Origin of the sequence: Streptomyces sp. NPDC048507, from assembly GCF_043199995.1 — a bacterium.
Lineage (GTDB): Bacteria > Actinomycetota > Actinomycetes > Streptomycetales > Streptomycetaceae > Streptomyces.
Map to the genome: position 1 here is coordinate 494,724 of NZ_JBICWZ010000001.1, position 26,770 is coordinate 521,493.

At 71.1% G+C, this 26,770-nt stretch carries 24 protein-coding genes and 1 pseudogene; 16 read left to right on the plus strand and 9 right to left on the minus strand.

Annotation, left to right across the window (positions count from 1 at the left end):
- The first annotated feature begins 338 nt into the window (after nucleotides 1-338).
- The 8 genes and pseudogenes from ppsA to ACGFXC_RS02345 all read left to right on the plus strand — a co-directional run bounded on the left by ppsA (nucleotide 339) and on the right by ACGFXC_RS02345 (nucleotide 8,697).
- Nucleotides 339-2,780 carry a phosphoenolpyruvate synthase gene (gene ppsA, locus ACGFXC_RS02310; protein WP_393708629.1) on the plus strand — a complete coding sequence of 814 codons (2,442 nt, stop codon included), beginning with the start codon at nucleotides 339-341 and terminating at the stop codon, nucleotides 2,778-2,780.
- A 43-nt stretch (nucleotides 2,781-2,823) separates the two neighbouring features.
- Nucleotides 2,824-3,057 (plus strand): annotated as a pseudogene (locus ACGFXC_RS02315) (flavodoxin domain-containing protein); the annotation flags it as partial.
- A 94-nt stretch (nucleotides 3,058-3,151) separates the two neighbouring features.
- Complete coding sequence (locus ACGFXC_RS02320) at nucleotides 3,152-3,322, plus strand: hypothetical protein (protein ID WP_393709621.1); 171 nt, start codon at nucleotides 3,152-3,154, stop codon at nucleotides 3,320-3,322.
- A gap of 100 nt (nucleotides 3,323-3,422) precedes the next feature.
- Nucleotides 3,423-3,950, plus strand: coding sequence for a hypothetical protein (locus tag ACGFXC_RS02325; protein ID WP_393708631.1), 528 nt, complete (start codon nucleotides 3,423-3,425; stop codon nucleotides 3,948-3,950).
- Nucleotides 3,943-6,621, plus strand: a complete 2,679-nt coding sequence (locus ACGFXC_RS02330; RefSeq protein WP_393708633.1) for a cation-translocating P-type ATPase — start codon at nucleotides 3,943-3,945, stop codon at nucleotides 6,619-6,621. The genes ACGFXC_RS02325 and ACGFXC_RS02330 overlap by 8 nt, the downstream gene beginning before the upstream one ends.
- A gap of 18 nt (nucleotides 6,622-6,639) precedes the next feature.
- Complete coding sequence (locus ACGFXC_RS02335; RefSeq protein ID WP_393708634.1) at nucleotides 6,640-6,924, plus strand: dsRBD fold-containing protein; 285 nt, start codon at nucleotides 6,640-6,642, stop codon at nucleotides 6,922-6,924.
- Between the two features lie 37 nt (nucleotides 6,925-6,961).
- Entirely contained in the window at nucleotides 6,962-7,879 is a 918-nt protein-coding gene (locus tag ACGFXC_RS02340; protein ID WP_393708636.1) for an ABC transporter ATP-binding protein, read from the plus strand.
- Complete coding sequence (locus tag ACGFXC_RS02345; RefSeq protein ID WP_393708638.1) at nucleotides 7,876-8,697, plus strand: ABC transporter permease subunit; 822 nt, start codon at nucleotides 7,876-7,878, stop codon at nucleotides 8,695-8,697. Before ACGFXC_RS02340 ends, ACGFXC_RS02345 begins: the two co-directional genes overlap by 4 nt.
- Nucleotides 8,698-8,711: 14 nt before the next feature.
- Here the strand turns inward: ACGFXC_RS02345 and ACGFXC_RS02350 are convergent, their stop codons facing one another.
- Nucleotides 8,712-11,072 carry a phosphoketolase gene (locus ACGFXC_RS02350; protein ID WP_393708640.1) on the minus strand — a complete coding sequence of 787 codons (2,361 nt, stop codon included), beginning with the start codon at nucleotides 11,070-11,072 and terminating at the stop codon, nucleotides 8,712-8,714.
- Nucleotides 11,073-11,311: 239 nt separating this feature from the next.
- Here ACGFXC_RS02350 and ACGFXC_RS02355 point away from each other — a divergent pair, with 239 nt between their 5' ends.
- Entirely contained in the window at nucleotides 11,312-12,187 is an 876-nt protein-coding gene (locus ACGFXC_RS02355; protein ID WP_393708642.1) for a universal stress protein, read from the plus strand.
- 60 nt (nucleotides 12,188-12,247) lie between these two features.
- Here ACGFXC_RS02355 and ACGFXC_RS02360 read toward each other — a convergent pair whose 3' ends face one another.
- Nucleotides 12,248-12,955 carry a response regulator gene (locus ACGFXC_RS02360; protein ID WP_393708644.1) on the minus strand — a complete coding sequence of 236 codons (708 nt, stop codon included), beginning with the start codon at nucleotides 12,953-12,955 and terminating at the stop codon, nucleotides 12,248-12,250.
- Nucleotides 12,956-13,210: 255 nt separating this feature from the next.
- On the opposite strand from ACGFXC_RS02360, the gene ACGFXC_RS02365 reads away from it, so the two are divergent.
- Together ACGFXC_RS02365 and ACGFXC_RS02370 are read left to right on the plus strand one after the other, a co-directional pair.
- The gene (locus ACGFXC_RS02365; RefSeq protein WP_393708646.1) at nucleotides 13,211-13,537 is read left to right on the plus strand and encodes an STAS domain-containing protein; all 327 of its coding nucleotides are present in this window, start codon (nucleotides 13,211-13,213) and stop codon (nucleotides 13,535-13,537) included.
- Nucleotides 13,538-13,664: 127 nt separating this feature from the next.
- Nucleotides 13,665-14,159, plus strand: coding sequence for a pyridoxamine 5'-phosphate oxidase family protein (locus ACGFXC_RS02370; RefSeq protein WP_393709593.1), 495 nt, complete (start codon nucleotides 13,665-13,667; stop codon nucleotides 14,157-14,159).
- Between the two features lie 14 nt (nucleotides 14,160-14,173).
- Here the strand turns inward: ACGFXC_RS02370 and ACGFXC_RS02375 are convergent, their stop codons facing one another.
- Entirely contained in the window at nucleotides 14,174-15,856 is a 1,683-nt protein-coding gene (locus ACGFXC_RS02375; protein ID WP_393708647.1) for a GAF domain-containing protein, read from the minus strand.
- Nucleotides 15,857-16,129: 273 nt separating this feature from the next.
- On the opposite strand from ACGFXC_RS02375, the gene ppk2 reads away from it, so the two are divergent.
- Nucleotides 16,130-16,924, plus strand: coding sequence for a polyphosphate kinase 2 (gene ppk2, locus ACGFXC_RS02380; protein ID WP_393708649.1), 795 nt, complete (start codon nucleotides 16,130-16,132; stop codon nucleotides 16,922-16,924).
- Nucleotides 16,925-16,947: 23 nt separating this feature from the next.
- Here the strand turns inward: ppk2 and ACGFXC_RS02385 are convergent, their stop codons facing one another.
- The 6 genes from ACGFXC_RS02385 to ACGFXC_RS02410 form a co-directional block, all read right to left on the minus strand.
- The gene (locus tag ACGFXC_RS02385) at nucleotides 16,948-17,940 is read right to left on the minus strand and encodes an Acg family FMN-binding oxidoreductase (protein WP_393708651.1); all 993 of its coding nucleotides are present in this window, start codon (nucleotides 17,938-17,940) and stop codon (nucleotides 16,948-16,950) included.
- Between the two features lie 24 nt (nucleotides 17,941-17,964).
- On the minus strand, nucleotides 17,965-18,843 hold the full coding sequence (locus ACGFXC_RS02390; protein WP_393708652.1) for a universal stress protein: 879 nt from the start codon (nucleotides 18,841-18,843) through the stop codon (nucleotides 17,965-17,967).
- An 18-nt stretch (nucleotides 18,844-18,861) separates the two neighbouring features.
- On the minus strand, nucleotides 18,862-19,551 hold the full coding sequence (locus ACGFXC_RS02395) for a CBS domain-containing protein (protein ID WP_393708654.1): 690 nt from the start codon (nucleotides 19,549-19,551) through the stop codon (nucleotides 18,862-18,864).
- Nucleotides 19,552-19,564: 13 nt separating this feature from the next.
- On the minus strand, nucleotides 19,565-20,197 hold the full coding sequence (locus ACGFXC_RS02400; RefSeq protein WP_393708656.1) for a CBS domain-containing protein: 633 nt from the start codon (nucleotides 20,195-20,197) through the stop codon (nucleotides 19,565-19,567).
- 68 nt (nucleotides 20,198-20,265) lie between these two features.
- Nucleotides 20,266-21,135, minus strand: a complete 870-nt coding sequence (locus ACGFXC_RS02405; protein WP_393708657.1) for a universal stress protein — start codon at nucleotides 21,133-21,135, stop codon at nucleotides 20,266-20,268.
- A 33-nt stretch (nucleotides 21,136-21,168) separates the two neighbouring features.
- The gene (locus ACGFXC_RS02410; protein ID WP_393708659.1) at nucleotides 21,169-21,831 is read right to left on the minus strand and encodes a CBS domain-containing protein; all 663 of its coding nucleotides are present in this window, start codon (nucleotides 21,829-21,831) and stop codon (nucleotides 21,169-21,171) included.
- A gap of 251 nt (nucleotides 21,832-22,082) precedes the next feature.
- Between ACGFXC_RS02410 and ACGFXC_RS02415 the strand changes: the two genes are divergently transcribed.
- Genes ACGFXC_RS02415 through ACGFXC_RS02430 form a run of 4 tightly spaced genes read left to right on the plus strand, consistent with a single transcriptional unit; the run spans nucleotide 22,083 to nucleotide 26,713 of the window.
- Nucleotides 22,083-22,991, plus strand: a complete 909-nt coding sequence (locus ACGFXC_RS02415; RefSeq protein ID WP_393708661.1) for a universal stress protein — start codon at nucleotides 22,083-22,085, stop codon at nucleotides 22,989-22,991.
- Nucleotides 22,988-23,851, plus strand: coding sequence for a universal stress protein (locus tag ACGFXC_RS02420; RefSeq protein WP_393708663.1), 864 nt, complete (start codon nucleotides 22,988-22,990; stop codon nucleotides 23,849-23,851). The genes ACGFXC_RS02415 and ACGFXC_RS02420 overlap by 4 nt, the downstream gene beginning before the upstream one ends.
- Nucleotides 23,852-23,858: 7 nt before the next feature.
- Nucleotides 23,859-26,432: a cation-translocating P-type ATPase gene (locus tag ACGFXC_RS02425; RefSeq protein WP_393708665.1), complete on the plus strand. Its 2,574-nt coding sequence runs from the start codon at nucleotides 23,859-23,861 to the stop codon at nucleotides 26,430-26,432.
- Complete coding sequence (locus ACGFXC_RS02430) at nucleotides 26,429-26,713, plus strand: DUF1918 domain-containing protein (RefSeq protein ID WP_393708667.1); 285 nt, start codon at nucleotides 26,429-26,431, stop codon at nucleotides 26,711-26,713. The genes ACGFXC_RS02425 and ACGFXC_RS02430 overlap by 4 nt, the downstream gene beginning before the upstream one ends.
- The last annotated feature ends 57 nt before the right edge of the window (nucleotides 26,714-26,770 follow it).

Here is a 26,770-nt window from a genome sequence, read left to right on the forward strand (position 1 = left end):
CCCGCTCATGGTCCTGAGCAGGACGGACACGGTCCTGCCGCGGACCGGGCCGCCACCCGGTACCGGACCCTGAGCCGAGTGGCCCCGCTCGGAAGCGGGCCACTCGGCCCCGCGTGAATGGCCCCCTCGGCACTGCGGTCGTCCTGGCCTACAGCGTGATCGTGGAACCCGGACGCCATCCCGGCGCCACCTTCCGAAGAGGGTGACCACGATGCAGCGCATTCGGATCCAGACCCGGCCCAAGCAGCCCCACAAGCCTGCCCCGCTGGATCTGCGCACGCCGTCCGGCCGCCCCCTGCCGTACTGATCCCGGCCGATACGCAGCCCCGGAGGACGTCATGGGACACATGCGACGCGTCGTACCGTTCACCGAGCTCGGCCGTGGTGACATCGGCAGGGTCGGCGGCAAGAACGCTTCCCTCGGAGAGCTGACCGGACGGCTGACCGCCGCCGGCCTGCGCGTGCCGTCCGGCTTCGCCACGACCGCCGGAGCCTACGAGGAGCTGCTCGACGGACACGGCCTGCGCATCCGCATCCAGGAACAGCTCGACCGGCTCCACGATGGCGTCGCGCTCGAAGAAGTCGGAGCGGGCATCCGGTCCATGATCATGGGGGAGCCGCTGCCCGCACCCCTCACCACCGAGATCCTCACCGCGTACGAGGACCTCGGCCGCGAGCTGGGCCGATCCGGCCCGGAGGTCGCCGTACGCAGCAGCGCCACCGCCGAGGACCTCCCGGAGGCCAGCTTCGCCGGCCAGCAGGAGACCTACCTCAACGTGAGCGGCGCCGTACGGCTGTTGGACTCGGTGCACCGCTGCTTCGCCTCCCTCTACACCGACCGTGCGATCGACTACCGGGAGCGGATGGGCTTCGACCACCTCCAGGTCGCCCTGTCCGTCGGCGTCCAGGTGATGGTCCGCTCCGACCTCGCCGGGGCCGGCGTGATCTTCACCCTCGACCCGGAGAGCGGCTTCCCGAACGTCGTCGTGGTGAGCGCGGCCTGGGGTCTGGGCGAGACCGTGGTCAGCGGGCAGACCGACCCCGACGAGTACACCGTCTTCAAGCCCGGCCTCAAGGACCCGGCCCTGAACCCCGTCATCGACGTGCGGATCGGTGCCAAGCGTCGCAAGGCCGTCTACGCGGAGCGCGGACTGACCGACACCGTCGACACCACCCCCGAGGAACAGGCACGCCGGGTTCTGACCGACGCGGAGGTGCGGCAGCTCGCCCTATGGGCCGTGGCGGTCGAGGATCACTACGGCTGCCCGATGGACCTGGAGTGGGCGAAGCACGGCATCACCGGCGACCTGGCGGTCGTACAGGCCCGGCCCGAGACCGTGCAGTCCCGCCGACCCGCCACGACGCTGCGGCGCTGCCGTCTGACCGCCGCCCCGGGCGATGCACTGGTCGAAGGCATCGCGGTGGGCGAAGCCATCGGAGCGGGTGCCGTCTGCCGCATGGACACCCCGGTGGACCTGGAACGCTTCCCGGCGGGAGCCGTGCTCGTCACCTCGATCACCGACCCGGACTGGGAACCGGTCATGAAGCGTGCCGCGGCCATCGTCACCGACCACGGCGGCCGCACCTCCCACGCCGCGATCGTCAGCCGGGAACTCGGCGTACCGGCGGTCGTCGGCACGGAGACCGCCACCGAAGTGCTGTACGACGGCGCCGATGTCACCGTCTCCTGCACCGAGGGCAGCCGGGGCAAGGTCTACGAGGGCCGCCTCACGTACGAGGAGACCGAAACGGACCTGTCGGCCCTGCCCGCCACCCGTACCCGCGTGATGCTCAACCTCGCCGATCCGTCCGCTGCCTTCCGCTGGTGGCGGCTGCCCGCCGACGGGGTCGGTCTGGCCCGCCTGGAGTTCATCGTCGCGCACCAGGTCAAGGTCCACCCCATGGCCCTCCTGCACCCGGAACGCCTGGGTGCCGCCGACCGCTGCGCCATCGACCAGCTCACCGAGGGCCACCTCGACCGCGGCCGGTACTTCACCGACCGCCTCGCGTACGGCATCGCCAGGATCGCCGCCTCCCGCTGGCCCGACCCCGTCATCGTCCGTACCAGCGACTTCAAGACCAACGAGTACGCCAAGCTCCTGGGCGGCCGGCCGTTCGAACCGGTGGAAGCCAACCCGATGATCGGATGGCGGGGTGCCAGCCGCTACTACAGCGACGGCTACCGGGAAGGCTTCGCCCTCGAATGCCAGGCCCTGCGCCGGGTGCGCGAGGAGATGGGCCTGACCAACGTCATCGTCATGATCCCCTTCTGCCGCACGCTGCTGGAGGCCGACAAGGTCCTTGAGGTGATGGCGGCCGAGGGACTGCGGCGCGGCGAGAACGGTCTCAAGGTCTACGTGATGGCCGAGATCCCGGCCAACATCCTCCTCGCCCAGGACTTCGCCGAGCGCTTCGACGGCTTCTCCATCGGCAGCAACGACCTCACCCAGCTCACTCTCGGAGTCGACCGTGACTCGGAATCCCTGGCCCACGTCTTCGACGAGAACGACCCGGCCGTCACCGATCTCATCCGGATCCTCCTCCCACGGGTCCAGACCCTGGGACGTCCGGTGGGGCTGTGCGGCCAGCGGCCCAGCGACGACCCGGCGTACGCCGCCTTCCTCGTCCGGGCCGGCATCGACTCGATCTCCGTCGCCCCGGACAGCTTCGCCGCCGTCAAGCAGCACGTCGCCGCCGCCGAGGAGAGCCGCTACGGAGAGGACCGTACGGCCCCTGTCGGGATCCGTCCGGCCCAAGCGGACCGGCCCTCGGCCGCGTGACAGTGGCACCAGCCCCGAACCACGGAACCAAGGAGCACCCGCCATGAGCACCAAGCGAGTCCTGGTCGCCTACGGCACCAAGCACGGCGCCACCGCAGGCATCGCCGAACGGATCGGCAAGACCCTCCGCGAGGACGGTCTCGACGCCGTCGTGCTGCCCGCCGATGACGTCCACGACGTCCGCGCCTACGACGCCGTCGTCCTCGGCGGCTCCCTCTACGCCGGCCACTGGAGCAGCCAGGCCAAGCACTGCGCCGAACGCAACGCCGAATCCCTCCGGCACCGCCCGGTGTGGATGTTCAGCAGCGGCCCGCTCGACCGCTCCGCCGAGGAACACGACATCCCCCCCGGTCTCCGCCGTCGCCCGGGAGATGCAGCTGGTCGGAGCGCGCGAGCACATGACCTTCGGCGGCAGCATCACGGCCCACACGCCGGGATTCCTCGCCAAGGCACTGACCCGGCAGGGCAAGGGCGGGGACTTCCGCAACCCCGAACGGATCCAGAACTGGGCCCATCACATCAGCGCCGAGCTCGCCGCCTGACGGAACGGTCCGGCTCGGCACGCACCAGGGGAGGCGAGCCATGCACTACCGGACGGGGGGCAACCCTCTTCGGCGGGATGCCGACCGCACCCGGACGCGTATGCGTGCCGTCTTCGCGCTGACCTGCCTGCTGGCGGTCGTCGTCGGCTTCGTCCTCGGCCGGGCGGCCTGGACGGACGGTGACCGCACCGCCGAGAACATCGCACGCCACCGGCACACCGTGACGGCCACCACGGTCAGCGAGACGACCTACCGAACCGGGGACCAGCCGAGCAGTCGGCCGGTCCCCGTGGCGACCGCCAGCTGGCGCTACCCCTCCCAGCGCCTGCACACGGAAACCGTCCCGGTTCCGGCAGGCACCCGGAACGGTGACACGGTCCGCGTGTGGGTCGACGCAGACGGCCGTGCGGCCACGGCGCCGCCCAGCCGGGCCGACATCGTTCTCGACGCGCTGGGGGTCGGAGCGGGAGCACTGTCCGGGATCGTGCTCGTGGGTGGCTGCCTCGTCGCCGTGCGTCTCCGTATCGTCGACGCGCGCAGCGCACGGTCCTGGGAGTCCGAGTGGGCGGGCGTCGAGCCCCTCTGGGCAGGGCGTCTGCGGCCCGAACAGGGAGCCGGCGATGACTGAGACCACCGCCGGCCCGGACCTCACGCCGGACACCGAACCGGACCCCCTGGAGCCTCTTCCGCTACTCCGTCGCGAGCTGCACACCGGCCCTCTGGGCCTGTCGAGCCGGGAGGCGGCACGCCGACTGGCCGTCTACGGCCCCAACGAGGTCCGCCCCACCACCCGCTCCAGCATCCTGAGGGAACTGCTGCGGCAACTCGTACACCCGCTGGCCCTGCTGCTGTGGGCTGCGGCGGCCCTCGCCTTCACCGCGGCCATCGCGGTGCTCGGCTGGGCGATCGTCGCGGTCATCCTCGTCAACGCCGGATTCGCACTCGTCCAGGAACGGCAGGCGGAGAAGGCCGTCGAGACGCTGGCCCGCTACCTCCCCGCACAGGCCCAGGTGATTCGCGATGGACAGGCACAGCGCGTCCCGGCCCGTGACCTGGTTCCCGGCGACCTCATCGCCCTCGACGAAGGCGACCGGGTACCCGCCGACGCCCGTCTGACCGAGGGAGGCATCGAGGCCGACCTCTCCATGCTGACGGGCGAGTCCACCTCGGTCGAGCGTGTTGCCGGCCCGGGGCTGGAGGGCCTTTCGCTGCTGCAGGAGCCCAACCTCGTCTTCAGCGGCACCACCGCCACCGAGGGCCAGGCACAGGCGATCGTCTTCGCCACCGGGGACCACACCGAGCTCGGTCGGATAGCGGCCCTCAGCCAGCGCACCCGTCGCGAGCCGAGCCCGCTGGAGCGGCAGGTCAAGAAGGTCGCCTGGCTGATAGCAGCGGTTGCGGTCGGCATGGGCGCCGTCTTCCTCGTGACCGGGGTGGCGGTCGGCCTGCCGCTGACCGACTCGCTGATGTTCGCCATCGGCCTGCTCGTCGCCAACGTGCCCGAAGGCCTCCTGCCCACCATCACCCTCGCCCTCGCCGTGGGCGTACGGGTCCTCGCCCGGCAGGGCGCGGTGGTCAAGCGGCTGAGCGCCGTCGAGACCCTGGGCTCCACCAACGTCATCTGCACGGACAAGACCGGCACGCTCACCCGCAACCAGATGCGCCTCCACTCCACCTGGGTGCCGCCGAACGAGGATGCAAGCGGTACGGAGACCGCCGAACTGGTCCGCGCCGCCGCCCTGTGCACCACCGTCACCCGCGAAGGAGACGGCGCGCTGCACGGAGACCCGACCGAGATCGCGCTGGTGGAGGGAGCCTCACGACAGGCCGCCCCCCTCGATCCGGCCGACCGGGACGCCCGTCGACGGGCCTGCTTCCGCTTCGATCCGCGCCTGCGCCGCATGTCCGTGATCCACGGCGGAGACCAGGGCACCCTGCACGTGATCGTCAAGGGCGCTCCCGAAGCCGTGCTGGCGCTGCTGGCCGAGGGCGAGCCGGCCGGCGAGGCCCAGCATGCCGCCGACGCTCTGGCAGCGGACGGCATGCGTGTGCTGGCCGTCGCGGTGCGCGAGCTGTCGACCGGCAGCGAGGCAGCGCTCACGCGGCGGCAGGATGCCGAGCGGGACGTGCACCTGCTCGGCCTCGTCGGCCTGTACGACCCGCCGCGCCCCGAGGTCGCCGCAGCGGTCCGGCGCTGCCACGAGGCGGGTCTCACCGTCCACGTCGTCACCGGCGACAACGGGGCCACCGCCGCGGCCGTGGCACGCGCCGTCGGCATCGGTATACCCAAGCTCCAGGTGGTTTCCCAGTCCGAGGCGATCGACGACCACGAGCTCGACCAGCTCCTCCGCCAGGACGGTACGGAGATCGTCTTCGCCCGCTCCTCGCCCGAGACCAAGCTGAAGGTGGCCGATGCCCTGCGGGCGCACGGCCAGATCGTGGCCATGACCGGCGACGGGGTGAACGACGCCCCGGCCCTGCACCGTGCCCACATCGGCGTGGCCATGGGGCTCTCCGGCACCGACGTGGCCCGCGAGGCGTCGACCATGGTCCTGACCGACGACAACTTCGCCACCATCGTCACGGCCATCGAATCCGGTCGCCGCGTCTACGACAACGTCCGGAAGTTCATCGTCTACATCTTCGCCCACCTCACCCCCGAGGTCGTGCCCTTCCTCGTGTTCGCGCTCTCCGCAGGGGCCGTACCGCTACCGCTCACCGTCTTGCAGATCCTCGCCATCGACCTCGGAACCGAGACCCTCCCGGCGCTTGCCCTCGGCCGTGAGCGCGCCGAGCCGGGGATCATGTCCCGACCGCCCCGGCCCGGCTCTCAGAGCGTGATCAACAAGGACATGCTCGTGCGCAGCTGGGGCTGGCTCGGCACCGTCTCCGCCGCCCTCGTCATGACCGCCTTCTTCTACGTCCTGTGGCGCGCGGGCTGGCACCCGGGCGAGCCCACCGGACCCGGAAGCGCCCTGCACCACGCCTACCTCACCGCGACGACCGCCACCTTCGCCGGCATCGTCACCTGCCAGGTCGGCACGGCCATCGCTGCCAGAACCGACCACGCGGCCCTGCGCGACATAGGGTTCTTCACCAACCCGCTGCTGCTCGCCGGCATCGCCTTCGAGCTCGTCTTCACCGCGGCGCTCGTGTACGCGCCGCCGCTCCAGAACCTCTTCGGTACCGCGGCCCTCCCGCTGGACGTAGTCCTCCTCATCTCGGTCTTCCCGCCGCTGGTCTGGGGAAGCGACGAGGTCCGGCGTTGGGCCCGACGCCGACACCACCACCACTCCTGACCCGACTGGAGGCACACCATGTCGCACACGAGCGAATGGAAGGCCCGCGTCTACCTCTTCGAGGAAGAGCACACGACCAAGGTCCGCGTCGAACTCGACACCGGCACCACCCGTCTCACGGACCACGGCACCGCGCGCTGTAACCCGACCGACAAGGACGTCCCCGAGATCGGCGACGAACTCGCGGCCGCCCGGGCACTGGAGAACCTGGCCGCACAGCTCAAGCGCACCGCCTACGGCGACATGGCGGCAGCGGGCGCCGCATCGCAGCGCGCCCCCCTCGCGGCCTACGACCTTGGGTGAGCGGGCGGGTCTCCGGCAGCGGGCTCAGACTGGACCCATGGGTGACGGGCCGGCGATCGAGCTGACCGGACTGACCAAGAGGTACGGACCGGTGCTGGGCGTCGACCGCCTGAGCCTCACGGTGCGACCAGGTGAGGTGTTCGGCTTCCTCGGGCCGAACGGTGCGGGGAAGACGACCACGCTGCGGTGCCTGGCGGGGTTGCTCCGGCCGAGCGAGGGGCGTGTTCGGGTGCTCGGGCTGGACCCCATCGCCGATCACCGCGGCGTGGCCCCGCACCTGGGATACCTGCCGGGTGAACTGCGCCTGTACCCGGAACTCTCCGGAGCGGAAACGCTGGATCTACTGTCCGCGCTCCAGGGCGCCCCCGTGCCCCGCCGCGGCGAGCTGTGCGACCGGCTGGGGCTGACGCCCGCGATCCTCGCCCGCCCAGTCGGGGGCTACTCGCGGGGCATGAAGCAGAAGCTCGGTCTGGTGCAGGCGATGCAGCACGACCCGCACTTGGTGGTGCTCGACGAACCGACGGAAGGGCTCGACCCGTTGGTCCAGGAGACGTTCTTCGCGCTGCTGGGCGAGACTGCCACGGCTGGACGCACCGTCCTGCTCTCCAGCCACATCCTGCCGGAGGTGCAGCGCACGTGCGGGCGGGTGGCGATCATCCGGGACGGGCGGCTTGTCACGGTCCAGAGCGTGGCCGGCCTGCGCGAGGCCCGTGCCCGGCAGATCAGGTTGTCCTTCGCGGACGGACAGGGCGCACGGCCACTGGGCGATGCCCAGCGTTGGGCGCCGCGCTGGCAAGGAGACCGGGTGGAGCTGCTCGTTCCGCCGAGCGACGTGGTGGGTGCCCTGCGGGCACTGCTCGGCCTGGCGGTGGTCGATGTCACCGTAGAGGAAGCCGGGCTGGACGAGGCCTTCATGGACCTGTACCGCAACGGCGCCGCGCGGGAGGAGCCGTGAGACGACGGTTGCCGCTGCTGTGGCTCGCCCTGTACCGGCGGCGCCGGATGCTGACCGCGCTGATCATCGGGATGGTCGTCTTCGAAGCGCTCATCGTCGTCGTCGCCAACGCGATCCCGCCCGGTCAGCTCTTCGCGGCGGGCGGGAAGGGACCGGCCTCGGCCTACCGGGCCTTCAGCGGATCCAGCGGCGACGTTTCGATCGCCAGCTACCCCGGGCTGCTGGGCGCGGGCCTCACCCACCCGTTCTGGATCGCCATGCAGCTCACCGCGATCGGTTCGCTCGCCGCGGCAGCGGTGGCGGCGGACGTGGAGTCCGGGACGGTGGAACTGGTCATGGTGCGTCCCGTCAGCCGCACCCGACTGCTGACGGAGCGGACCGCCGCACTGGTGCTCGCGGCGCTGGCCCTGAACCTGGCGGCGACCCTGACGGTAGCGGCGGGGGTGGCGCTGTCACCGGACATCCACCGTGTGGTGCCGATCGGCGGGGTGTTCGCCGCCGGGGTCATGGGGCTGGGCTTCGCCCTGTGCCTGATCGGGCCGGCAATGGCCGTATCGGCGGTGGGACGACGGCGGGCCCAGGTCGTCGGCGCGACCATCGCGATCGGAGCCGTGGGATTCGCCGTCAACTTCATCGCTCTGGCCTGGGCCCCGGCGGCCCCGCTCAGGTTCCTGAGCCCGTTCCACTACTACGCCCCGGGCGACGCGCTGGCCGAAGGCGGCGTGCTCTGGCCGCAGCTCGGAATCCTCGTCGGCGTGGGAGTGCTGGGCATCCTGCTGGCTCACGTGCTGCTCCGCCGCCGAGACCTCGCGCCCTGATCTCGTCTCTGGGCTCAGTACGGCCAGGACCAGTCAGCGACCTCCGGCAGGTCGGTCCCGTGCTCGCGGATCCAGCTGTGGTGGCGGATGCGCCGGTCGGCCATGGCCTGGCGCAGTCCCTCGGCTCGGCCGGCCAGCCCCGGGACGCGGTCGATGACGTCCATGACGAGCCGGTACCGGTCGAGGTCGTTGCGCACGACCATGTCGAAGGGGGTGGTCGTCGTGCCGGACTCCTTGTACCCGCGCACGTGCAGGTTCGGGTGGCCGGCGCGGCGGTAGGCGAGCCGGTGGATGAGCCACGGGTATCCGTGATAGGCGAAGATCACCGGCTTGTCCGTGGTGAAGAGCGCGTCGTACTCGACGTCCGTCATGCCGTGGGGGTGCTCCTCGTGGGGCATGAGCCGGGCGATGTCGATGACGTTGACGACGCGGACGGCCAAGGAGGGGAGGTGCTCGCGGAGCAGGGCCGCCGCGGCCAGTACCTCCATGGTGGGTACGTCTCCGGCGCAGGCGAGTACGACGTCCGGTTCACGGGAGCCGTGGTCGGTACCCGCCCACTCCCAGACGCCGGCGCCCCGCGTCACGTGGATGCGGGCGTCGGCGATCGGCAGCCAGTCGAAGCAGGGCTGCTTGCCGGCGACGATCACGTTGACCCGGTCGCGGCTGCTCAGGGCGTGATCGGCCACGGCGAGGAGGGTGTTGGCGTCCGGAGGCAGGTAGACCCGTACGACCTCGGGGCTCTTGTTGAGGACGTGGTCGACGAAGCCGGGGTCCTGGTGGGAGAAGCCGTTGTTGTCCTGGCGCCAGACGTGTGAGGTGAGAAGGTAGTTGAGGGAGGCGATCGGGGCGCGCCAGGACAGTTCGCGCGAGGTCTTCAGCCACTTGATGTGCTGGCCGACCATGGAGTCGACGATGTGGGCGAAGGCCTCGTAGGTGGAGAAGAGCCCGTGGCGGCCGGTCAGGAGGTAGCCCTCCAGCCAGCCCTGGCAGACGTGTTCGGAGAGGATCTCCATGACGCGGCCGTCGCGGGACAGGTTGCGGTCCGTGGCCTCCGTCATGCCTTGCCAGGCCTTGCCGGTGGCGTCGTACAGGTCGTCCAGCCGGTTGGAGGCGGTCTCGTCCGGTCCGACGACCCTGAAGTCGCGCCGCCCTGCCGTCTCCCGCATGATCTGGGTGAGGAAGTGCCCCAGGATGCGGGTCGGTTCGTGGAGGGTGCGGCCGGGCTTGTCGACGGGGACGGCGTGTGTGTCGAGCGCGGGAAGCGGCAGCGGCTGCAGCATGCGGCCTCCGTTCGCGTACGGTACGGCGCCCAGGCGGCGCTCGCCGTCCGGGATGCAGGCCAGAACCTGCGCCGTGGGCCGGCCGTCGGCGTCGAAGAGCTCCTCCGGCCGGTACGAGCGCAGCCAGGCCTCCAACTGCCGGAGGTGGGCGGGGTTCTCGCGCACCCCGGCGAGCGGTACCTGGTGCGCCCGCCACGTGCCCTCGACCGGGTCGCCGTCGACGGTTGCGGGTCCGGTCCAGCCCTTTGGGGTGCGCAGAACGATCATCGGCCAGCGTGCGCGCTCGTGCTGCGGTCCGGTGCCCGCTGTCCGGGGTTCCCGCTGGATGAGCGCGATGCGGTCCAGGGCGTGGTCCATGGCACGGGCCATGGCGTGATGCACCTGGGCGGGGTCGCTGCCGGTCACGTACAGCGGGTCGTGCCCGTAGCCGCGCAGCAGCGCGTCGAGCTCGTCCTCGGGGATCCGGGACAGGACCGTCGGGTTGGCGATCTTGTAGCCGTTGAGGTGCAGGATCGGCAGGACCGCGCCGTCGTGGACCGGGTCGAGGAACTTGTTCGAGTGCCAGGAAGCCGCCAGCGGCCCCGTCTCGGCCTCGCCGTCCCCGATGACGCAGGCGACCAGCAGGTCGGGGTGGTCGAAGGCGGCGCCGTAGGCGTGGGCGAGGGAGTATCCGAGCTCGCCGCCCTCATGGATGGAGCCGGGGGTTTCGGGTGCTACGTGGCTCGGCACGCCGCCGGGGAAGGAGAACTCCCTGAACAGTTTGGCCATGCCGGCCGCGTCCCGCGTGATGTCCGGGTAGGTCTCGGTGTACGTGCCCTCCAGCCAGGAGTTGGCGAGGACGGCCGGACCGCCGTGGCCGGGCCCCCAGACGCACAGGGCGTCCAGCGCGCGGTCCTTGATCACACGGTTGAGGTGGGTGTGGACGAGGTTCAGGCCGGGTGAGGTGCCCCAGTGGCCGAGCAGCCGCGGCTTGATGTGCTCCGGCCGCAGCGGCTCGGTGAGCAGCGGGTTCTCCATGAGGTATATCTGGCCGACAGCCAGGTAGTTGGCGGCGCGCCAGTGCGCGTCGAGTTCCGGAATGGGGTGCGTGGTCATGCCCGCTCCTGAGTGCGACGGTCCGGGAACGTTCGTCGGCTGAGCCGACGCCTCCACGGTGCCCGCCACGAACCTCCGCCGCGAGAGGAGAACCGGCCCTGGGGGAGGGACTGTCGGCCCCTGTGCGCCATGGCGCCCGGCCGCGAGGGTGGGGTCTGCGGCGCCGGTCTCTCTCCCGGCCGGCGCTGCTCCCCTGACGGCCGACCCCGATGCTGTGCATCGGTTTGGAGGACAGACTTGTGAAGCGCAATCTGGTGGTCGGAGTGGATGGATCCCCGCAGAGCCGCGCCGCGGCGGACTGGGCCGCACGGGAAGCAGTACGGCGTGACCTGCCCTTGCACGTCGTCCACGCCTGGCTGTGGCAGCCGCTCGCCGCCCCGATCGTCCAGGACCGCGAAACCGAGGCCCGCCGCGCCGACGACGTGCTGAAGGAGGTCGAGGGCGAGCTCACCCACCGGTACCCGGGACTGGACCTCACCGCGGAAGTTCTCTCCGACGCGCCCGTCCCGGCTCTGCTGCAAGCGGCCAAGGACGCGGAAATGCTCGTCATCGGCACGCGCGGACACGGAACCCTGGTCGGATTCCTGCTCGGCTCGTACGGCCGGCAGCTGATCACCGCCGCCGAGTGCCCCGTCGTCTCCGTACGCTCCGCGCACGGCAGGCCGGTCGCCGTACCGGAACAGGGCGGGGTCGTCGTCGGACAGCAGGGCGGCGTGGAGGAGTCCGCCGAGGTATTGCGCGTCGCTTTCGAGGCGGCCGCGGCACGCAAGGTGCCGCTCCGTGCGGTCCGGGCCTGGAGCCTGCCGCCGGTCTACGGGTACAGCCCCGGATCGATGTGGATAGCCGACCGGTTCGGAGGCCTGGAGCCGTACGAGAAGGCCGCGTTGGAGCAGGCGCTGGAGCCGTGGCGGCTGAAGTACCCGGAGGTCGAAGTCATCGCGCAGGTGGAGCAGGGCAGCGGCGGCCGGGTGCTGCTCAGCGCCGCGTCGGCCGCGCAGCTGCTCGTCGTGGGCCGCCGCGTCCGCGAGTCGGCGGTGGGGGCGCACATCGGGTCCGTGGCCCATGCCGTCCTGCACCACGCGGTCTGTCCCGTCGCGGTGGTCCCGCACGCCTGATCCGGCCAGGGCCAGGCAGAAGGGTCGGGCACGCGGAGGTACGGCGTGCCCGACCACCGGCTATTCCGCGGTCGGGAGGGGATGCTGGCTCGGCGGGATCAGCGTATGACTGGCGATCACGGCCGCTTGGACGCGGCGCTCCACACCCAATTTGGTGAACAGGCGCGAGATGATGTTCTTGACGGTCTTCTCCGCGAGGTACAACCGTTTGCCGATCTCCCGGTTCGTGAGGCCCTCGCTGACCAGGACGAGGATCTCCTTCTCCCGGTCGGTGAAGCCGGGCAGCCCCGGGACCTGCTCCTCCTCGGGCACGTCACCGCGCATGCGGGCCATCAGCCGGGTCGCGGCTCCCGGATCGAGCATGGACTGGCCCGCCGCGACCGTGCGGACGGCGGTGACCAGGTCCGTACCCGTGATCTGCTTCAGCACGTATCCGGAGGCACCCGCCATCACTGCGTCCAGCAGGGCCTCCTCGTCATCGAACGAGGTGAGCATCAGGCAGGCCAGCTCGGGCATCCGCGAGCGCAGCTCACGGCACACGCTCACCCCGTCGCCGTCCTGGAGCCGTACGTCGAGGACCGCCACCTGGGGGCGCAGCGCGGGAATGCGGATCAGGGCCTGCTCCGCCGTCCCCGCTTCACCGACCACGCTCAGGTCGGGCTCCCCGTCCAGCAGGTCGTGCACCCCACGGCGTACGACCTCGTGGTCGTCGAGGAGGAAGACCGTGATCGGCGTCCTGGTGGGGGAGGGGGCACCGCTGTCCGTCATGACGCGACTCCTTCGCCTGGTTCGTCCTGGGTGCACGAACCCCGGCATCCTGCCTGCCGAAGGGGCCTGACGGCCAGGGCCGATCGGCCCTCATTCGGCCCCTGTCGCGAGCGATGTGGCACGAGGAACGGAGGACCTTCGGCCCTGCGCAAGGGGCATGCGGTCCTTTCCGGGGCCGGACCGACTGCGGTGAGCTGGTGTCGCACGGGGAAAGGCGCGGCTCGACCGCAGAGCCGCACACAGCGTGGAGGTTCCATGACGACCACCTTGATCGACCTGAAGTCCGCGGTGAGGAACGACGGCGAGGTGCGGGTCACCTTGGCCGGAGAGCTCGACTTCCACACGGCGCAACAGGTGGAACCCCGACTCATCGCCCTCGCCGCATCCGGTCACCGCAGCCTCGTCCTCGACCTGCCCGGGATCTCCTTCTGCGACAGCGCGGGCATCGACCTCTTCCTGCGCGTGCACCACCGCTGCCGCGAGGCCGGAACCCGTCTCCGGCTGGTGGACGTACCGCCGCTGGTGGCCAAGTCGATGCGGGTGCTCGGCGCCGACCGGGTGCTGTGGCTCGCGCCATCCTGACCAGGGCGGTGTCCGAAACCGGGCCTCGGCTCGGGACCGTTGGTCCCTGGTCCTCGTGGTGATCGGGAGGGAGGCTGGTGACTCGGAAGCCGCAAGGACCGATCGAGACCGGATGAAGGTGCGCAGCATGGACGAGGCCGGCGGCATACGGCGCACCAGTGGTCAAGAGGGGGCTTCGACGGCCACCCGGCGCATGCGCGAGCTCGACAAGGCCGAGGCGCTCAGGCTGCTGGCGACGGTGTCCCTGGGGCGCATCGTCTTCACACGGCACGCCCTGCCGGCAGTCCGCCCGGTCAACCACCTCGTCGAGGCCGAGGACGTCATCGTGCGGATCCACGACGACGGAGCGCTCGCCTCCCTCGTCGTCCCGGCCGATGGCCCCGGCGTGGTCGTCGCCTATGAAGCGGACGCCATCGATCCTGTCACCCACCTCGGCTGGAGCGTCGTCGTCACCGGCTACGCCTGCCCGGTGGCCGATGCTGAGGACGCAGCCCGGTTCGCTACCCTGCTGCGGCCCTGGGTGGGACGGTCCATGGCCCGAGCCTTGCGGATCCGTCCGGACCTCGTGACCGGGTTCCGGTTGGAGGCGCAGACGCTGCCGGATCCGGTCACCCAGCGGTGACCGCGTCGGTCCGGTCAGCTTCCGGCGGGAAGCGGCGCCCGCCACACGAGTCGGCTGCCTCCCTCGTCGGGGGCGTCCACGGTGAAGGACCCGCCCAGGCCCTGCGCCCGGTCTTCGAGGTTGCGCAGACCGCTCCTGCGGCCCTGGGCCGGGACGCCCCTGCCGTTGTCGGAGACCGTCAGTACGACCTCGCCCGGTTCCGCCTTGAGGGTCACGGCGACCCGGGTCGCGCCCGCGTGGCGGGCGGCGTTGCTCAGGAGCTCGCCGAGTGCCGCCATCACGTGATCGGCCACGTCGGACGGGACGTCCGTGTCGAGCAGGCCCTCCATGCTCAGGCGCGGCGGATGGCCGAGGGTGGTGGCCGCGTCCCCCACGGCCCGGGCAGCGCGGGCCCGCAGACCCGGGCCGCTCTCGCGGTCCCTGGTGCGCAGACCGAAGATCGTCGAGCGGATGATCTTGATGGTTTCGTCCAGGTCGTCGACGGCGCGACCGACACGCTCGGCGGCCCCCTCGTGCTCGACGAGCCGCGCGGCGCTCTGGAGGGTCATGCCGGTGGCGAAGAGCCGTTGAATGGCCAGGTCGTGCAGGTCCCGCGCGATCCGGTCCCGCTCCTCCAACAGTGCGATCTGCTCGGCGTCCCGGCGCCGCTCGGCCAGTTCCAAGGCGATGGCCGCCTGTCCCGCGAAGGCGACGAGCGGCTCCAACTCGTTCTCGCCGAACACGGGCTCGCCGGCCGCGCGCGCGAGCAGGAGTACGCCGCGGCTCTCGCCGCCGGCGGTCCCCAGCGGGACCGCGACGGCGGGACCCAGCCCACCCTGTGTCTGGACATCGGCCGGATGGAGGCCGTCGTCCGAGGCGGGCACGACCGTGACGGGCTGCCCCGTCCGGTGAGCGGTCCCCGACAGGGAGCCCGCAAAGGGGACGACGAGTCCCTGACGGGCCTTGCTGTCCGCACCGGCCGCGAACTCCACGAACAGCCCCTCGGCCCCCGTCACCGGGATCGAGACGTCGGCGATACGAGCCCCCGTGATCTCCTGTGCCCGCAGGGCGATGAGCTGGAGTACCGCGGGACGGGAACTGCCCGACAGCAGGCTCTCGGTGATCTCCGCGTTGGCCTTGAGCCACCGCTGCTGGCGCTGCGCCCCCTCGTACAGCCGTGCGTTGTCGATCGCCACACCTGCCGCCACCGAGAGGGTGGAGATCACCGTCTCGTCCTCGGTGTCGAAGTCGAGTCCGCCCCGCTTGTCGGTCAGGTAGAGGTTTCCGAACACCTCGTCACGCACCCGGATCGGCACTCCGAGGAACGTGCGCATCGGCGGGTGGTGCGGCGGAAAGCCGTACGACGAGGAATGCGCGCCCAGGTCGGTGAGGCGCAACGGCTCCGGGTGGTGGATGACCTCGCCGAGCAGACCGTGTCCGGCAGGCAAGGGTCCGATTGAGGCGATGGCCTCCTCGCTGAGCCCCACGGTCAGGAACTGGGACAGGGTGCGCCCATCGGCGCCGATGACCCCCAGCGCCCCGTACTCGGCGTCCACGAGCAGGGCAGCCGCCTCGACGATCCGCCGCAGCACCTGGGCCAGATCCAGCTCGCGGCCCACCGAGACGACCGCCTCCAACAGGCTGTGCACCCGGTCGCGGGTGCCGCGTAAGGCGTCGATGCGCACTTGGAGCTCGTCGAGCAGCTCGTCCAGCCGCATCCGAGGCACCTGCGTCAACGGATCCCCGACACCCACGTGATTCCCCTTCGCTTCCCGCCCCGTTCCGGAGCCAGCGTATCGGCGCGGTCGGGCCGGAGGAGGGCATCCGCCGCGGTACGCAGACGGGGGAGCGAATGCCCGGTCAAGGCTGGGCGTGAGGTCCGGGTCGGCGTTTCGACACACCCGCGCGGCGCGCGAGAAAGCCTTGCGCGCCGGCGCGCGCCGTGACCGACTTGATCGCAGCACTGGACGACGAAAGGGACGGTGGAGTCGATGACCCTCAAGAAGGCGGTCTACGAGAAGGAGCTGCTGAGGCTCCAGACGGAGCTGGTCAAACTCCAGGAGTGGACGCGTGCGGAGGGCGCCCGCCTGGTCGTCGTCTTCGAGGGCCGTGACGCCGCGGGCAAGGGCGGCACGATCAAGCGCGTGGCCGAGCACCTGAACCCCCGTGTCGCGCGCATCGCGGCCCTGCCGAAACCGACTGAGCGGGAGCGTACTCAGTGGTACTTCCAGCGGTACGTCGAGCATCTGCCCGCCGCTGGAGAGATCGTCCTCTTCGACCGCAGCTGGTACAACCGCGCCGGAGTGGAGCACGTCATGGGGTTCTGCACACCCGTCGAGCACCAGCGTTTCCTGCGCCAGTGCCCGCAGTTCGAGCGCATGCTGGTCGAGGACGGGATCCTGCTCCGCAAGTACTGGTTCTCCGTCAGCGACGCGGTGCAGGAGGAGCGGTTTCGGCGTAGAGCGGAGGACCCGCTGCGCCGGTGGAAGCTCTCTCCGATGGATCTGGAGTCCCTCACCCGCTGGGAGGCGTACTCGAGGGCCAAGGACGAGATGCTCGTTCACACGGACACGGCCGACGCCCCCTGGTACGTGGTCGAGAGTGACGACAAGCGCAGCGCGCGACTCAACACGATGGCCCATTTGCTGTCCTCGGTTCCCTACGAGGACGTGGCCGTACCCTCGCTGACCCTGCCTCCGAGGCCGCCGTCCACGGGCTACCAGCGTCCGTCCAAGGAGCTGCAGACCGCCGTACCCGACCACGCGGCCACCCTCGGGAAGGACTGAACCACGGTGGGATCCGGTGGTGTCTACTCCCGGATTTCCAGGACCTCGTTCAACGGACGCCGTGGGGTGTCGGGGCCTGCGGGGCCGTAGCCGAGGCGGAAGACCATCTGCACGTGTCCCATGGCCGCGACCGGGTCGCGGACCGTCCATCGCAGCTCAGGCCATTCCAGCGGATGGGAGGTCATCGACGTGGCAAGGCCGTCGGCGGTCGCCTGCAGAAGAACCCGCTCCATGGCCTGGCCGGCTCGCAGCCAGTCGGCTCTCGTATCACCCTCCGTGCTGAGCAGGGCCAGCTGCGGACGCTTCTCGAACACGGCCCAGCCGCGATCCGGTATCGGGTTGGCCCAACCGAAGTCGCGCACGGGGGCGGCCCGGCCGGATGCCTTGGGCCCGAATGCGACGGCGGGAATGCCGTCGCGGCGCGTCCCCGCATCGCTCTGCGTATGGGAGGTCCAGGCGGTCGTCTCCGCCCGGGCGAGCGGATCGATCTCCTCGCGGTGCTCGGCGTCCCGTACCAGCCCGAGCACGGTGTCGATGTGCCAGGTGTCCGGGACGGTGAGGCGGCAGCCCTCCAAGTGGGCGGCGGCCCACAGACCGTCCAGCAACGCCGTCGGCACCGGCTCCTCACCGAAGGGGTACCGGCTGGTGTGCCGACGCCGGATGGCGCCGTGCAGGGAGGCCAGCTCGCGTTCCGCGTCCGCGGTGTCGTCGATGGTCACCGTGGCGAGCAGCCACGGTTCGGCGTCGTCGGGCAGCAGCAGCACGCGGACCGGGAGGCCGAGCGAGGCGGCGGACACGCGGAGGTTGAACAGTGCCGCGCCGCAGCCGAGGTGGAGGCCGCGGTGGTCCGGGTCGGTTCGAGGCATGGCGCGGTCCGGATCGCCGTACAGGGCGAGTGCACCGCTGCCGACATGGAATTCGAACTTCCACGGCTGGGCATTGTGCATGGACGGGGCGGTGACGGCGTCACCGACGAGCCGGATGACGGTGTCGGGGTCGACATGTATTGCGGTCACGGGACTGTTCCTGTCTGTCCGGCCTCAGTCGTGCGCCACGATGGCGACCGGTGAGGTGGCGTGGTGCATCACCGCGTGCGTGATGGGGCCTGTGCGGGTGCCGAGAGCCGGGCGGCGGACGCGCCGGCCGACGACCACGAGTGCCGCGCCGGACGCCGCGTCCAGGATCTGGATGGCGGGCTGGCCGATGACGACGCGTGCGTCGACGGCGAGTCCCGGGTACTTCTCTTCCCAGGGCCTCAGCAGTCCGCGGAGCGTGGTCTCGAGTCCGTGGGCCATCTCCTTCGCGACGCCGGGATCGAGGTGGGGAGCGTAGGAGAACACCGGCGGGAGCGACCAGCCGTGTACGACGACGAGCGGGCAGGCCCGCCGGTCCGCTTCCTCGCAGGCGAAGGCGAAGAGCCGGTCGCAGTTGCTGCGCAGGTCCACTCCCAGCACCACCGGTCCGGCGCCGTCCGCGGGACCGGGCGGTTGTCCTTGGCCGTCGAGGGAGCGCACGAGGACTACGGGCGCCTCGGTCTCGGGGATGGTCGCCGAGGCGGTCGAGCCCACGACGAACCCTGCGACGGCGCCGAGACCACGGGAGCCGAGGACGAGCAGGTCCGCCTCGGCCGCGGACGAGGCGAGGACCTTCGAGGCCGTGAGCCCGCTCGTGCCTCGGGTGCTGATGTCCAGGGTGCCGTGATCGCGCAGCAGCCTGTCCCGCGTGAGGGCAAGGAGGTCCTCGGCCCACTGAGGACGCGGTTCGGGGAGTGGAGCGGCGAAGGGCCCGTACTGTGCCCAGTCCTCCGCGTGGACGAGTTCCAGAGCCGCGCCGCGCAGTTCCGCCTCGTTGGCGGCCCAGTCGGCTGCTGCGCTGCCGGCGCTCGATCCGTCCAGACCTACCGTGATCAGGTGCGACATGGTGTTCCTCCCGGGGCCCTATGGTCGGCTTCTTCCAGGTTCTTCCGCTTGCCGTGTCCCTGGGAGGGTCCGAGCGGGCCAAGCGGGGACCGTTCGGCCCTCCTTTGCCCGCTCGCTTTGCTCGGCCTCAGTGCAGGTGAGTCTGCTGTCGACGTCGACGACCCCGTCGACGCTTTGGCAAAGGCGGACCACCACGGGCAGTAGTCCCGGCTGCGCCACGGTGCCGCTGAGTGTCACCAGGCCGTCGTCGACTTCGACGGTGACGGCCGAAGGAGCGAGGTGGAGTGTCCGGGTGAGTACGTCCTCGAGGATCTCTGCCTGTATCGCGTGATCGCGGCGCAGGAAGAGCCGGATCAGATCGCTGCGACTGAGGATGCCGACCAGGCGGCCTTCCTCGTCGACGACCGGCAGCCGCTTGACCCGGTGCCGTTGCATGACGCGGGCGGCGCGCACCACGCTCCACTCGGGCCGTGCCGTGACGGCCGGGCTCGTCATCAGCTGCTCGGCGGTTGCCGCACCGCCGACGGGCCGCCGGCGGAGCAGGTCGGCTTCGGAGACGACACCGACCGGGTGGCCGGCTTCGTCGATCACCGGCATGGCGGTGATGTCGAACTCCTCAAGGAGCCTGACGATTTCCTTGAAGGCTGTCGCGCGCCGGACGGTGACGGCGCTGGGCGTCATCAGGTCCGCGACGCTGCGGTGCCTCATGGCGGTCGTGCCCTCATGCCGAGACAGGGGCGACGAAGTCCGCCTTGACGTCCACGACGCCCGGTACGGTTCCGGCGGCGCGTACGACGACGTCTTCCAACACGGGGTCCGGCAGCGACCCGCTGAGGTAGGCGATGCCGTTGGCGACGTGGACGTGCACCTCGACAAGGCCGTGCGCGTGGACGTGCGCTTCGGCGGGAAGTTGTGGGAGCAGCTGGTACATGATCAGCTCGCGGATCTCGGCGCCGATGTCCTCGTCCGGGCGCAGGAAGACCTTGAGCAGGTCACCGCGACTGACCACGCCGACGAGGCGGCCCTCGCCGTCGACCACGGGAAGGCGCTTGAGGTGCCTGCGGGCCATCAGACGTGCCGCGGTGGGGATGGTGGCGTCTTTCGTGACGGTCACGGCCGGGCGGGTCATCAGCTGCTCGGCGGTGGTGTCGTGGGCCGTGTCGGCGCCCTGGGGCTTGAGCAGCAGGTCGGCTTCGGAGACGACGCCGACCACCTGTCCCTCCTGGGCGAGGACGGGGAGGGCGCTGACGTTCCACATGCGCAGCTCTTCCACGATGTCCTTGAACGCGGCTCCTCGGTCGACGGAGATCACGGCGAGAGTCATGACGTCCTCGACGTTGCGCAGGTGCTTCATGGTCTTCCTCCTCGACGGGACGGCCGGTACTCGCGAAGGTGCGAGGGCGTTCACCGGATGCGGCTCCTTCAGTCGTGGGCGATGACGGCCACGGGGGATGCTGCGTGGTGCAGGACCGCGTGGGCGACGGCACCCAGGTGCGCACCGAGGGGAGAGTGGCGCACACGGCGTCCCACGACGACGAGTCCCGCGCCCTGCGAGGCCTTGACGAGGTGCTCGCCCGCCGATCCCGTGAACACGTTGCGGCTGACGTTCACGTCGGGGAACTTGTGCTGCCAGGGCAGCAGCATGTCGCCCACCATGTGCGTGACGCTCCTGCCGACGTCTCGTTCGTTGTCCGGGTCGAAGAAGGGGACGTAGCTGTAGGCGGCCGGCATCTTCCAGCCGTGCACCGCCCGCAGCGGGCAGTCACGCCGGGCCGCCTCGTCGAAGGCGAAGGCGAGTACCCGGTCGCACGCTTCATGGATGTCGACGCCTACGACGATCTCGGCGCCCGAGCCCGTGCCCGGCCCGTACGGGTCGTCGGCGAGGCGGACGAGGACGACGGGGGTGTCGGTCGCCACCACGGTGGACATCGCCACCGAGCCCATGACGAAACCGACGAGGCCGCCCAGACCGCGCGATCCGAGAACAAGGAGTCCGGCGTCGGCGGCCTCGGCCGCGAGGGCGGCGGCCGGCCGGGCCTTCAGGCATCGGGTCGTGATCTCCAAGTTCCGGTGGCGTTGGTGCAGCTCCTGTGCGGCTTCGCTCAGGGCCTGGTCCCCCCAACGGTCCACGTCCTGGCGGCCCAGACCGGGGAACACCGGGTCCAGAGGCCAGTCAACGGCGTGCACCAGCCGCAGCGGCACCTGGCGCAGGACGGCCTCTTGCGCTGCCCAGCGGGCTGCGGCCCTGCTCTCCGGGGAGCCGTCGACTCCGACGGTCACGTGGTGCTTCATGGCTGCGATTCCCTTCGTACCGTGCGGTGTTCATCACCACGGCATTGCGTGCCGGTCCGCCTGAGTGGCCGCCGTGTCGTCGGCGCGGGCGGTGACACGCGATGCCACAGCGACGACTCCTTCGAGTTGCTCGACGAGGCCGAGGAGCGGGGAGAGCTGGCTCCGGCGCTCGACACGGCCGTCCAGGGTGACGAAGCCGTCCACGACGTGGACGTCGACGTCCACAGACGGCACACCGAGTACCTCCGTGAGCACCTCGTCGGTGACACGTCGGCGTATCTCGGAGTCCGGACGCAGGAACATGCGGAGCAGGTCCCGGCGGGTGACGATGCCGACGAGCCGCTCCTCCACGTCCACGACGGGGAGGCGTTCGATACCTCGGCGGGTCATCAGCCGTGCGGCGTCAGCCACCGTCTCTTCGGCGTGGACCGTGACCGCGGGCGCGGACATGACCTCGCCCGCGGTGGGCGGCCCAGGTGCTGGTGTGGTCATCTCAGGGAGATGGGAGCCCGGCACCGCGTGGGCAAGCAGGTCCGTCTGGGAGACGACGCCCACCACCCGGTCCTCGTCGTCCAGGACAGGGACCCCGGAGATGTCGTACTGGGCGAGGAGCTTCGCGACATCCTTGAAGACCGTACCCGGGGCCACGGACACGACCTCGTCGGTCATCAGGTCCGCCACCTTGATGTGCTTCATGAGGCCCTCCTGCTCCGCCGTGCCCCACGAGGCTGGTGTCCGGTGTGGGGTGTGCCCCCCACCATCCATCGACGATCGCCGGCGATCGAGGGCCGAACGGTCCCGACCGGGGGCCCGTCAGGGCCCGACGTGACTGGTCGACCACGACGGGACCTTTGGTCCCGTCGCCGGTCCCGGGCGGCCCTCTTGCCGAAGCGCCGAAGGTGCCAGCGTGAGGGGTGTCCCTCATCGGCTCTCGGTTGGGAGGAACCGTGGAAACCACATTCCGCACCCCGGATACCAGCTCGGTCATCGTCGGCGTGGACGGCTCGGAGTCGGCACGGGTCGCTGCCCTGTGGGCGGCCAAGGAGGCCGTACGCCAGGACCGTCCCCTGCACATCGTGTACGGGGCCGACACCGACGGCAGGGCCTTGTACCTGTCCGCGGAGACCATCGAACGGGTCCGCGCCAACGGTCGGGCGCTCCTGGACCAGACGGCGAAGACCGTGTCGGCCGAGCACCCGGGGCTGAACGTGACCACCGAGTTCAGCCGCGCGGGCGCCGTCGACAGCCTGCACCGGGCCGGCGGGCTCCACGGCACGGTCGTGGTGGGCAACCGCGGCCTGGGCGGGTTCAACTCCCTCATGCTCGGCTCGGTCGGGCTGGGAACCGCAGCCGTCGCCATGACGCCCGTCATCGTCGTCCGCGGCGTCGAGGGGGCCGAGGAGGCCGGCACCGTCCTCGCGGCCATCCGTGATGAACACGACCTCCTGATCGCCCGGTACGCCGCCAAGGAAGCCGAGCTGCACAAGGCCTCCCTGCGGCTGCTGCACGTCTGGAACGTGCTCCAGTCCGTCGGCGAAGTGGTCAGCATGCTCGACGGGGTCGACGAGATCGCCGACGGGCACGCAGAGACCCTGCGGGCCGTCACGGACGTGGTCCGCGGCGAGTTCCCCGACCTGGAGGTGAAGGCCGATGCGGAGAAGAGCATCTCCGTCGCCGGCGTCCTGGTCGAGGCGTCCCGTCACGCCGACCTGCTCGTCATGGGCGGCCGCCGGGCCCCAGGCCCCCTCGGGCTCGCCCCCAACCTGGGCAAGGCCACGCACAGCCTGCTGCACCACGCCCACTGCCCCGTCCTCCTCATCCCCCGTACCGGCACCGACTTCGGGAGCCGGTCATGACCAGTCACCGGACAGGAAGCCATGACCTCGTCGTGGGCGTCGATCCGGACAGGGACTGGCACCTCGCCCTGGCCTGGGCCGCCGACGAGGCGCAACGGCGCCGTCTCCCGCTGCGTCTGGTGCTCGCCGTACCGCCCCAGCACGACACCCATCACGTGGACGGCACCCCCGGCCAGCTGGCCCTGCGGCAAGCCGGATCCGACAGACTCGAACAAGCGCGCGACTGGGTGCGTGACCGCCAACCGGAGGTGGCGGTGACCGGTGATCTGCGCGGCGGATTCCCGGCCCACGTGCTGGGTGGCGCGGCGAGGGAAGCCCGCATGGTCGTCCTCGGGTCCCGGCACCTGAGCCGCACCGCCGAGTTCTTCAGCGCGGGCTCTCTCGTGGTCCCGGTCACCGCCCAGGCCCGTTGCCCGGTCGTCGTCGTGGGCGACGCCGAGCACATCAGCCAGCAGCCGCCGTACCTCGTCGCGGGCATCGACGGAAGCGCGTCCGCCACCGCCGCGCTGGCCTTCGCCTTCGACGAGGCCGACCTCCGGGGTGCGGCGCTGCGGGTCGTCTGCGTGTGGCAGCCCCCGTTGATCATGCTGGACGACGAAGAGGTGGCGCTGCGGGCACAGCGAGCCCTGCTCTCCGAGGCCACCGCCGGCCTGTCCGACAAGTACCCCGACGTGCACGTGACGCACGAGGTCCTCACCGGCCACCCCGTCGAGGAACTCGCCCGGGCTGCCGAGCACGCCCTGTCCGTCGTCGTCGGCCGACGCGGCCGCGGCGGATACACCGGCATGCGGATCGGGTCCGTCGTCCACGGCCTCCTGCACCGCGCCCACTGCCCGGTGATCACCGTCCCCACCGGATGAGCCCGCCATGACCAGCCGCGCGATCGACCAGCCTGTCGGATCCCCAGCCCCGGCGGGGCTGACCCAGGCCGAGGCCGAACACAGACTGGCCCGCTACGGACGCAACGAGGTGGCTCCTGCGCAGCCCAGGTCCCTGCACCGGCGGGTTCTGGCACAGCTGCGTGATCCACTGATCATGGTGCTGCTCGGTGCCGCACTGCTGACCATCGCGATCGGCGACCACCCGGACGCCGTCGTCATCGCTCTGGTGGTCGTCTTCAACACGACCGTGGGTGTCAGCCAGGAGGTGCGGGCGGACCGCGCGGTCGCCGCGCTCTCCGCTCTCTCGGCCCCACACGCCCGAGTACGGCGCGACGGCGAAGCGCACGAGGTGGCGGCAGCGCTCGTGGTGCCGGGTGACAGCCTGCTCCTGGGCGAGGGAGACATCGTCGCCGCGGACGCAGATCTCACCGAGGCGTCCGCTCTCCTGATGGACGAGTCGATGCTCACGGGCGAATCGGAACCCGTAGCGAAGGCCGCCGGTGACACGGTCGGCGCCGGCACCGTCGTGGTGCGCGGGAGGGGTGTCGCGACCGCCACGGCCACCGGTTCCTCCAGTGCCCTCGGCCGGATCGCGGCGCTCCTCGACGGGGAACACGAGCCGACCCCGCTCCAGCGCCGCCTCGCCTCCCTCGGCCGCGTCCTGGCCGCGTCCACCGTCGCCCTGTGCGTGCTGTTCTTCGCCCTCGGCCTCGTTCGCGGTCTCGACGTGAGCACGATGGCCGTCACCGCCATCAGCCTCGCCGTCGCCGCGGTACCCGAGTCCCTGCCCGCCGTCGTCACCCTCGCCCTCGCCCTCGGGGCCCGCCGCATGGCGGCCCGGGGAGCCCTGATCCGACGCCTTCCGGCCGTCGAGACACTCGGCTCGGTGAGCGTGCTGGCCACGGACAAGACCGGCACCCTCACCGAGGGCCGCATGGTCGTCCAGCACGTGTGGACGCCGTCCGGAGTCGCCGACGTGTCCGGCAGCGGATACGAACCCGACGGAACCCTGACGCGCGCCGCGCACCCCCTGGCACCCGAGCAGCTCCGCCCCCTGCAAGAGCTGCTCACCACGGCCGCACTGTGCAACGACGCGAGCCTGAAACCGCCCCAGGGCGGATCCGGCGTGTGGACGGCCGTGGGCGACCCCATGGAGGCCGCCCTGCTGGCAGCCGCTGCCAAGGCGGGCTGTCCCGACCCGGCCGAGCTGCACAGAGCCTGTCCCCGGATCGGCGAGGCGCCGTTCGACAGCCTCCGCAAACGGATGACGACCCTCCACCATCTGCCCGACGGCAACGTCCTGGTCTGCCTCAAAGGGGCGCCCGAGGCCGTCCTGGCTCCCACGGTGCTCGCCGAGCCGCCCGAGGTCCTGGGCCAGGCCCGCCAACGGGCAGCCGAGCTGGCCGCGCACGGATTCAGGGTCCTGGCAGTGGCAGGCACCGAACGGCTCCAGTGGAGCCGACCCGCCGCCGAGGCGGAACACGGACTGAGCCTTCTCGGCCTGATCGCCATCAGCGATCCCCCGAAAGCGGCGGCAGCGGCCACCTTGGCAGCCTGCCGCGCCGCCGGCATCACCCCGGTCATGATCACCGGCGACCACCCGGCGACAGCCCGCGCCATCGCCGTACGCATCGGACTCATCGAGGACGGCCGGGCCGACGCGGTCGTCACCGGACCAGAGCTGGCCGCAGCGCCGGACACCGACCTGACCGCGGTCCGGGTCTTCGCCCGGACCGATCCACAGCAGAAGCTGGACATCGTCCACGCCTGGCGGGCCCGCGGCGCGGTCACGGCCATGACCGGGGACGGCGTCAACGACGGCCCCGCCCTCCGCCAGGCCGACATCGGCGTCGCCATGGGGGCCCGCGGCACGGAGGTGGCCCGCCAGGCCGCCGACCTCGTCCTCACGGACGACGAGCTCTCCACCGTGGTCACGGCCGTCGAGGAAGGCCGCCGCGTCTACGACGACATCCGGCGCTTCCTCGTCTACGCCATGGCCGGTGGAGCGGCCGAGATCCTCGTGATGCTGGCAGGTCCCCTGCTCGGCCTGGCCCTCCCGCTCAGGGCGGGACAGATCCTGTGGATCAACCTTCTCACCCACGGCCTCACCGGCGTGGCGATGGGCGCCGAGCCGGCAGCACCCACGGCGATGCGGCGGCCGCCCCGGCCGCCGGGACAGCACATTCTGGCCGCAGGAGTGTGGCAACGCCTCCTCGTCCTCGCCGCTGCCGTGACGGCGTTCAGCCTGACCGCCGCCATCGGCGCGCGTGGCATGGGCCTGCCCTGGCAGAGCGTGCTCTTCCTGTCCCTGCTCGGAGCCCAGCTGGGCGTGTCCCTGGGGCTGAGGTCCCGTTTGCTCACCACCCAGAACCCCTTCCTCCCCGCCGCCGTGGCGGCCTCCGCCCTCCTCGCGATGGCTGCTCTGTACGTTCCCGCCCTCCAGTCGCTGCTGGACACCCGGCCGGTGGGCTGGCCCGGCGCGGCACTCGCCACTGCGGCAGCCCTCGCAGCATTCGTCACCGCCCGGCTCCTGCGCAGCGCATTCCACAGAAAGGCATGACCATGAACACGTATTCACCCGCGGACGCGCACGGCATCCATGCCGCAGTGGGCGATCAGATCGTCGTCGGCGGCCCCACCCTCGGAAAGCCCGGCCGTGACGGCGAAGTCGTCGCCCTGCACCACGACGACGGCACCCCGCCCTATGACGTGCGCTGGTCCGATACCGGCCGCACCAGCGTGTTCTTCCCCGGCCCCGACGCCCACGTCCGGCACCTGCACGACGAAACCGGCCCGCCGCGGCACGAGGAGAGGCCGAACGGCGCAACGGCCTCTTGCTGACTGGGAACGCCCTCCGGCCGGAGATACCGTGGAAGCGCTGGCCCTCTCATCATTGCT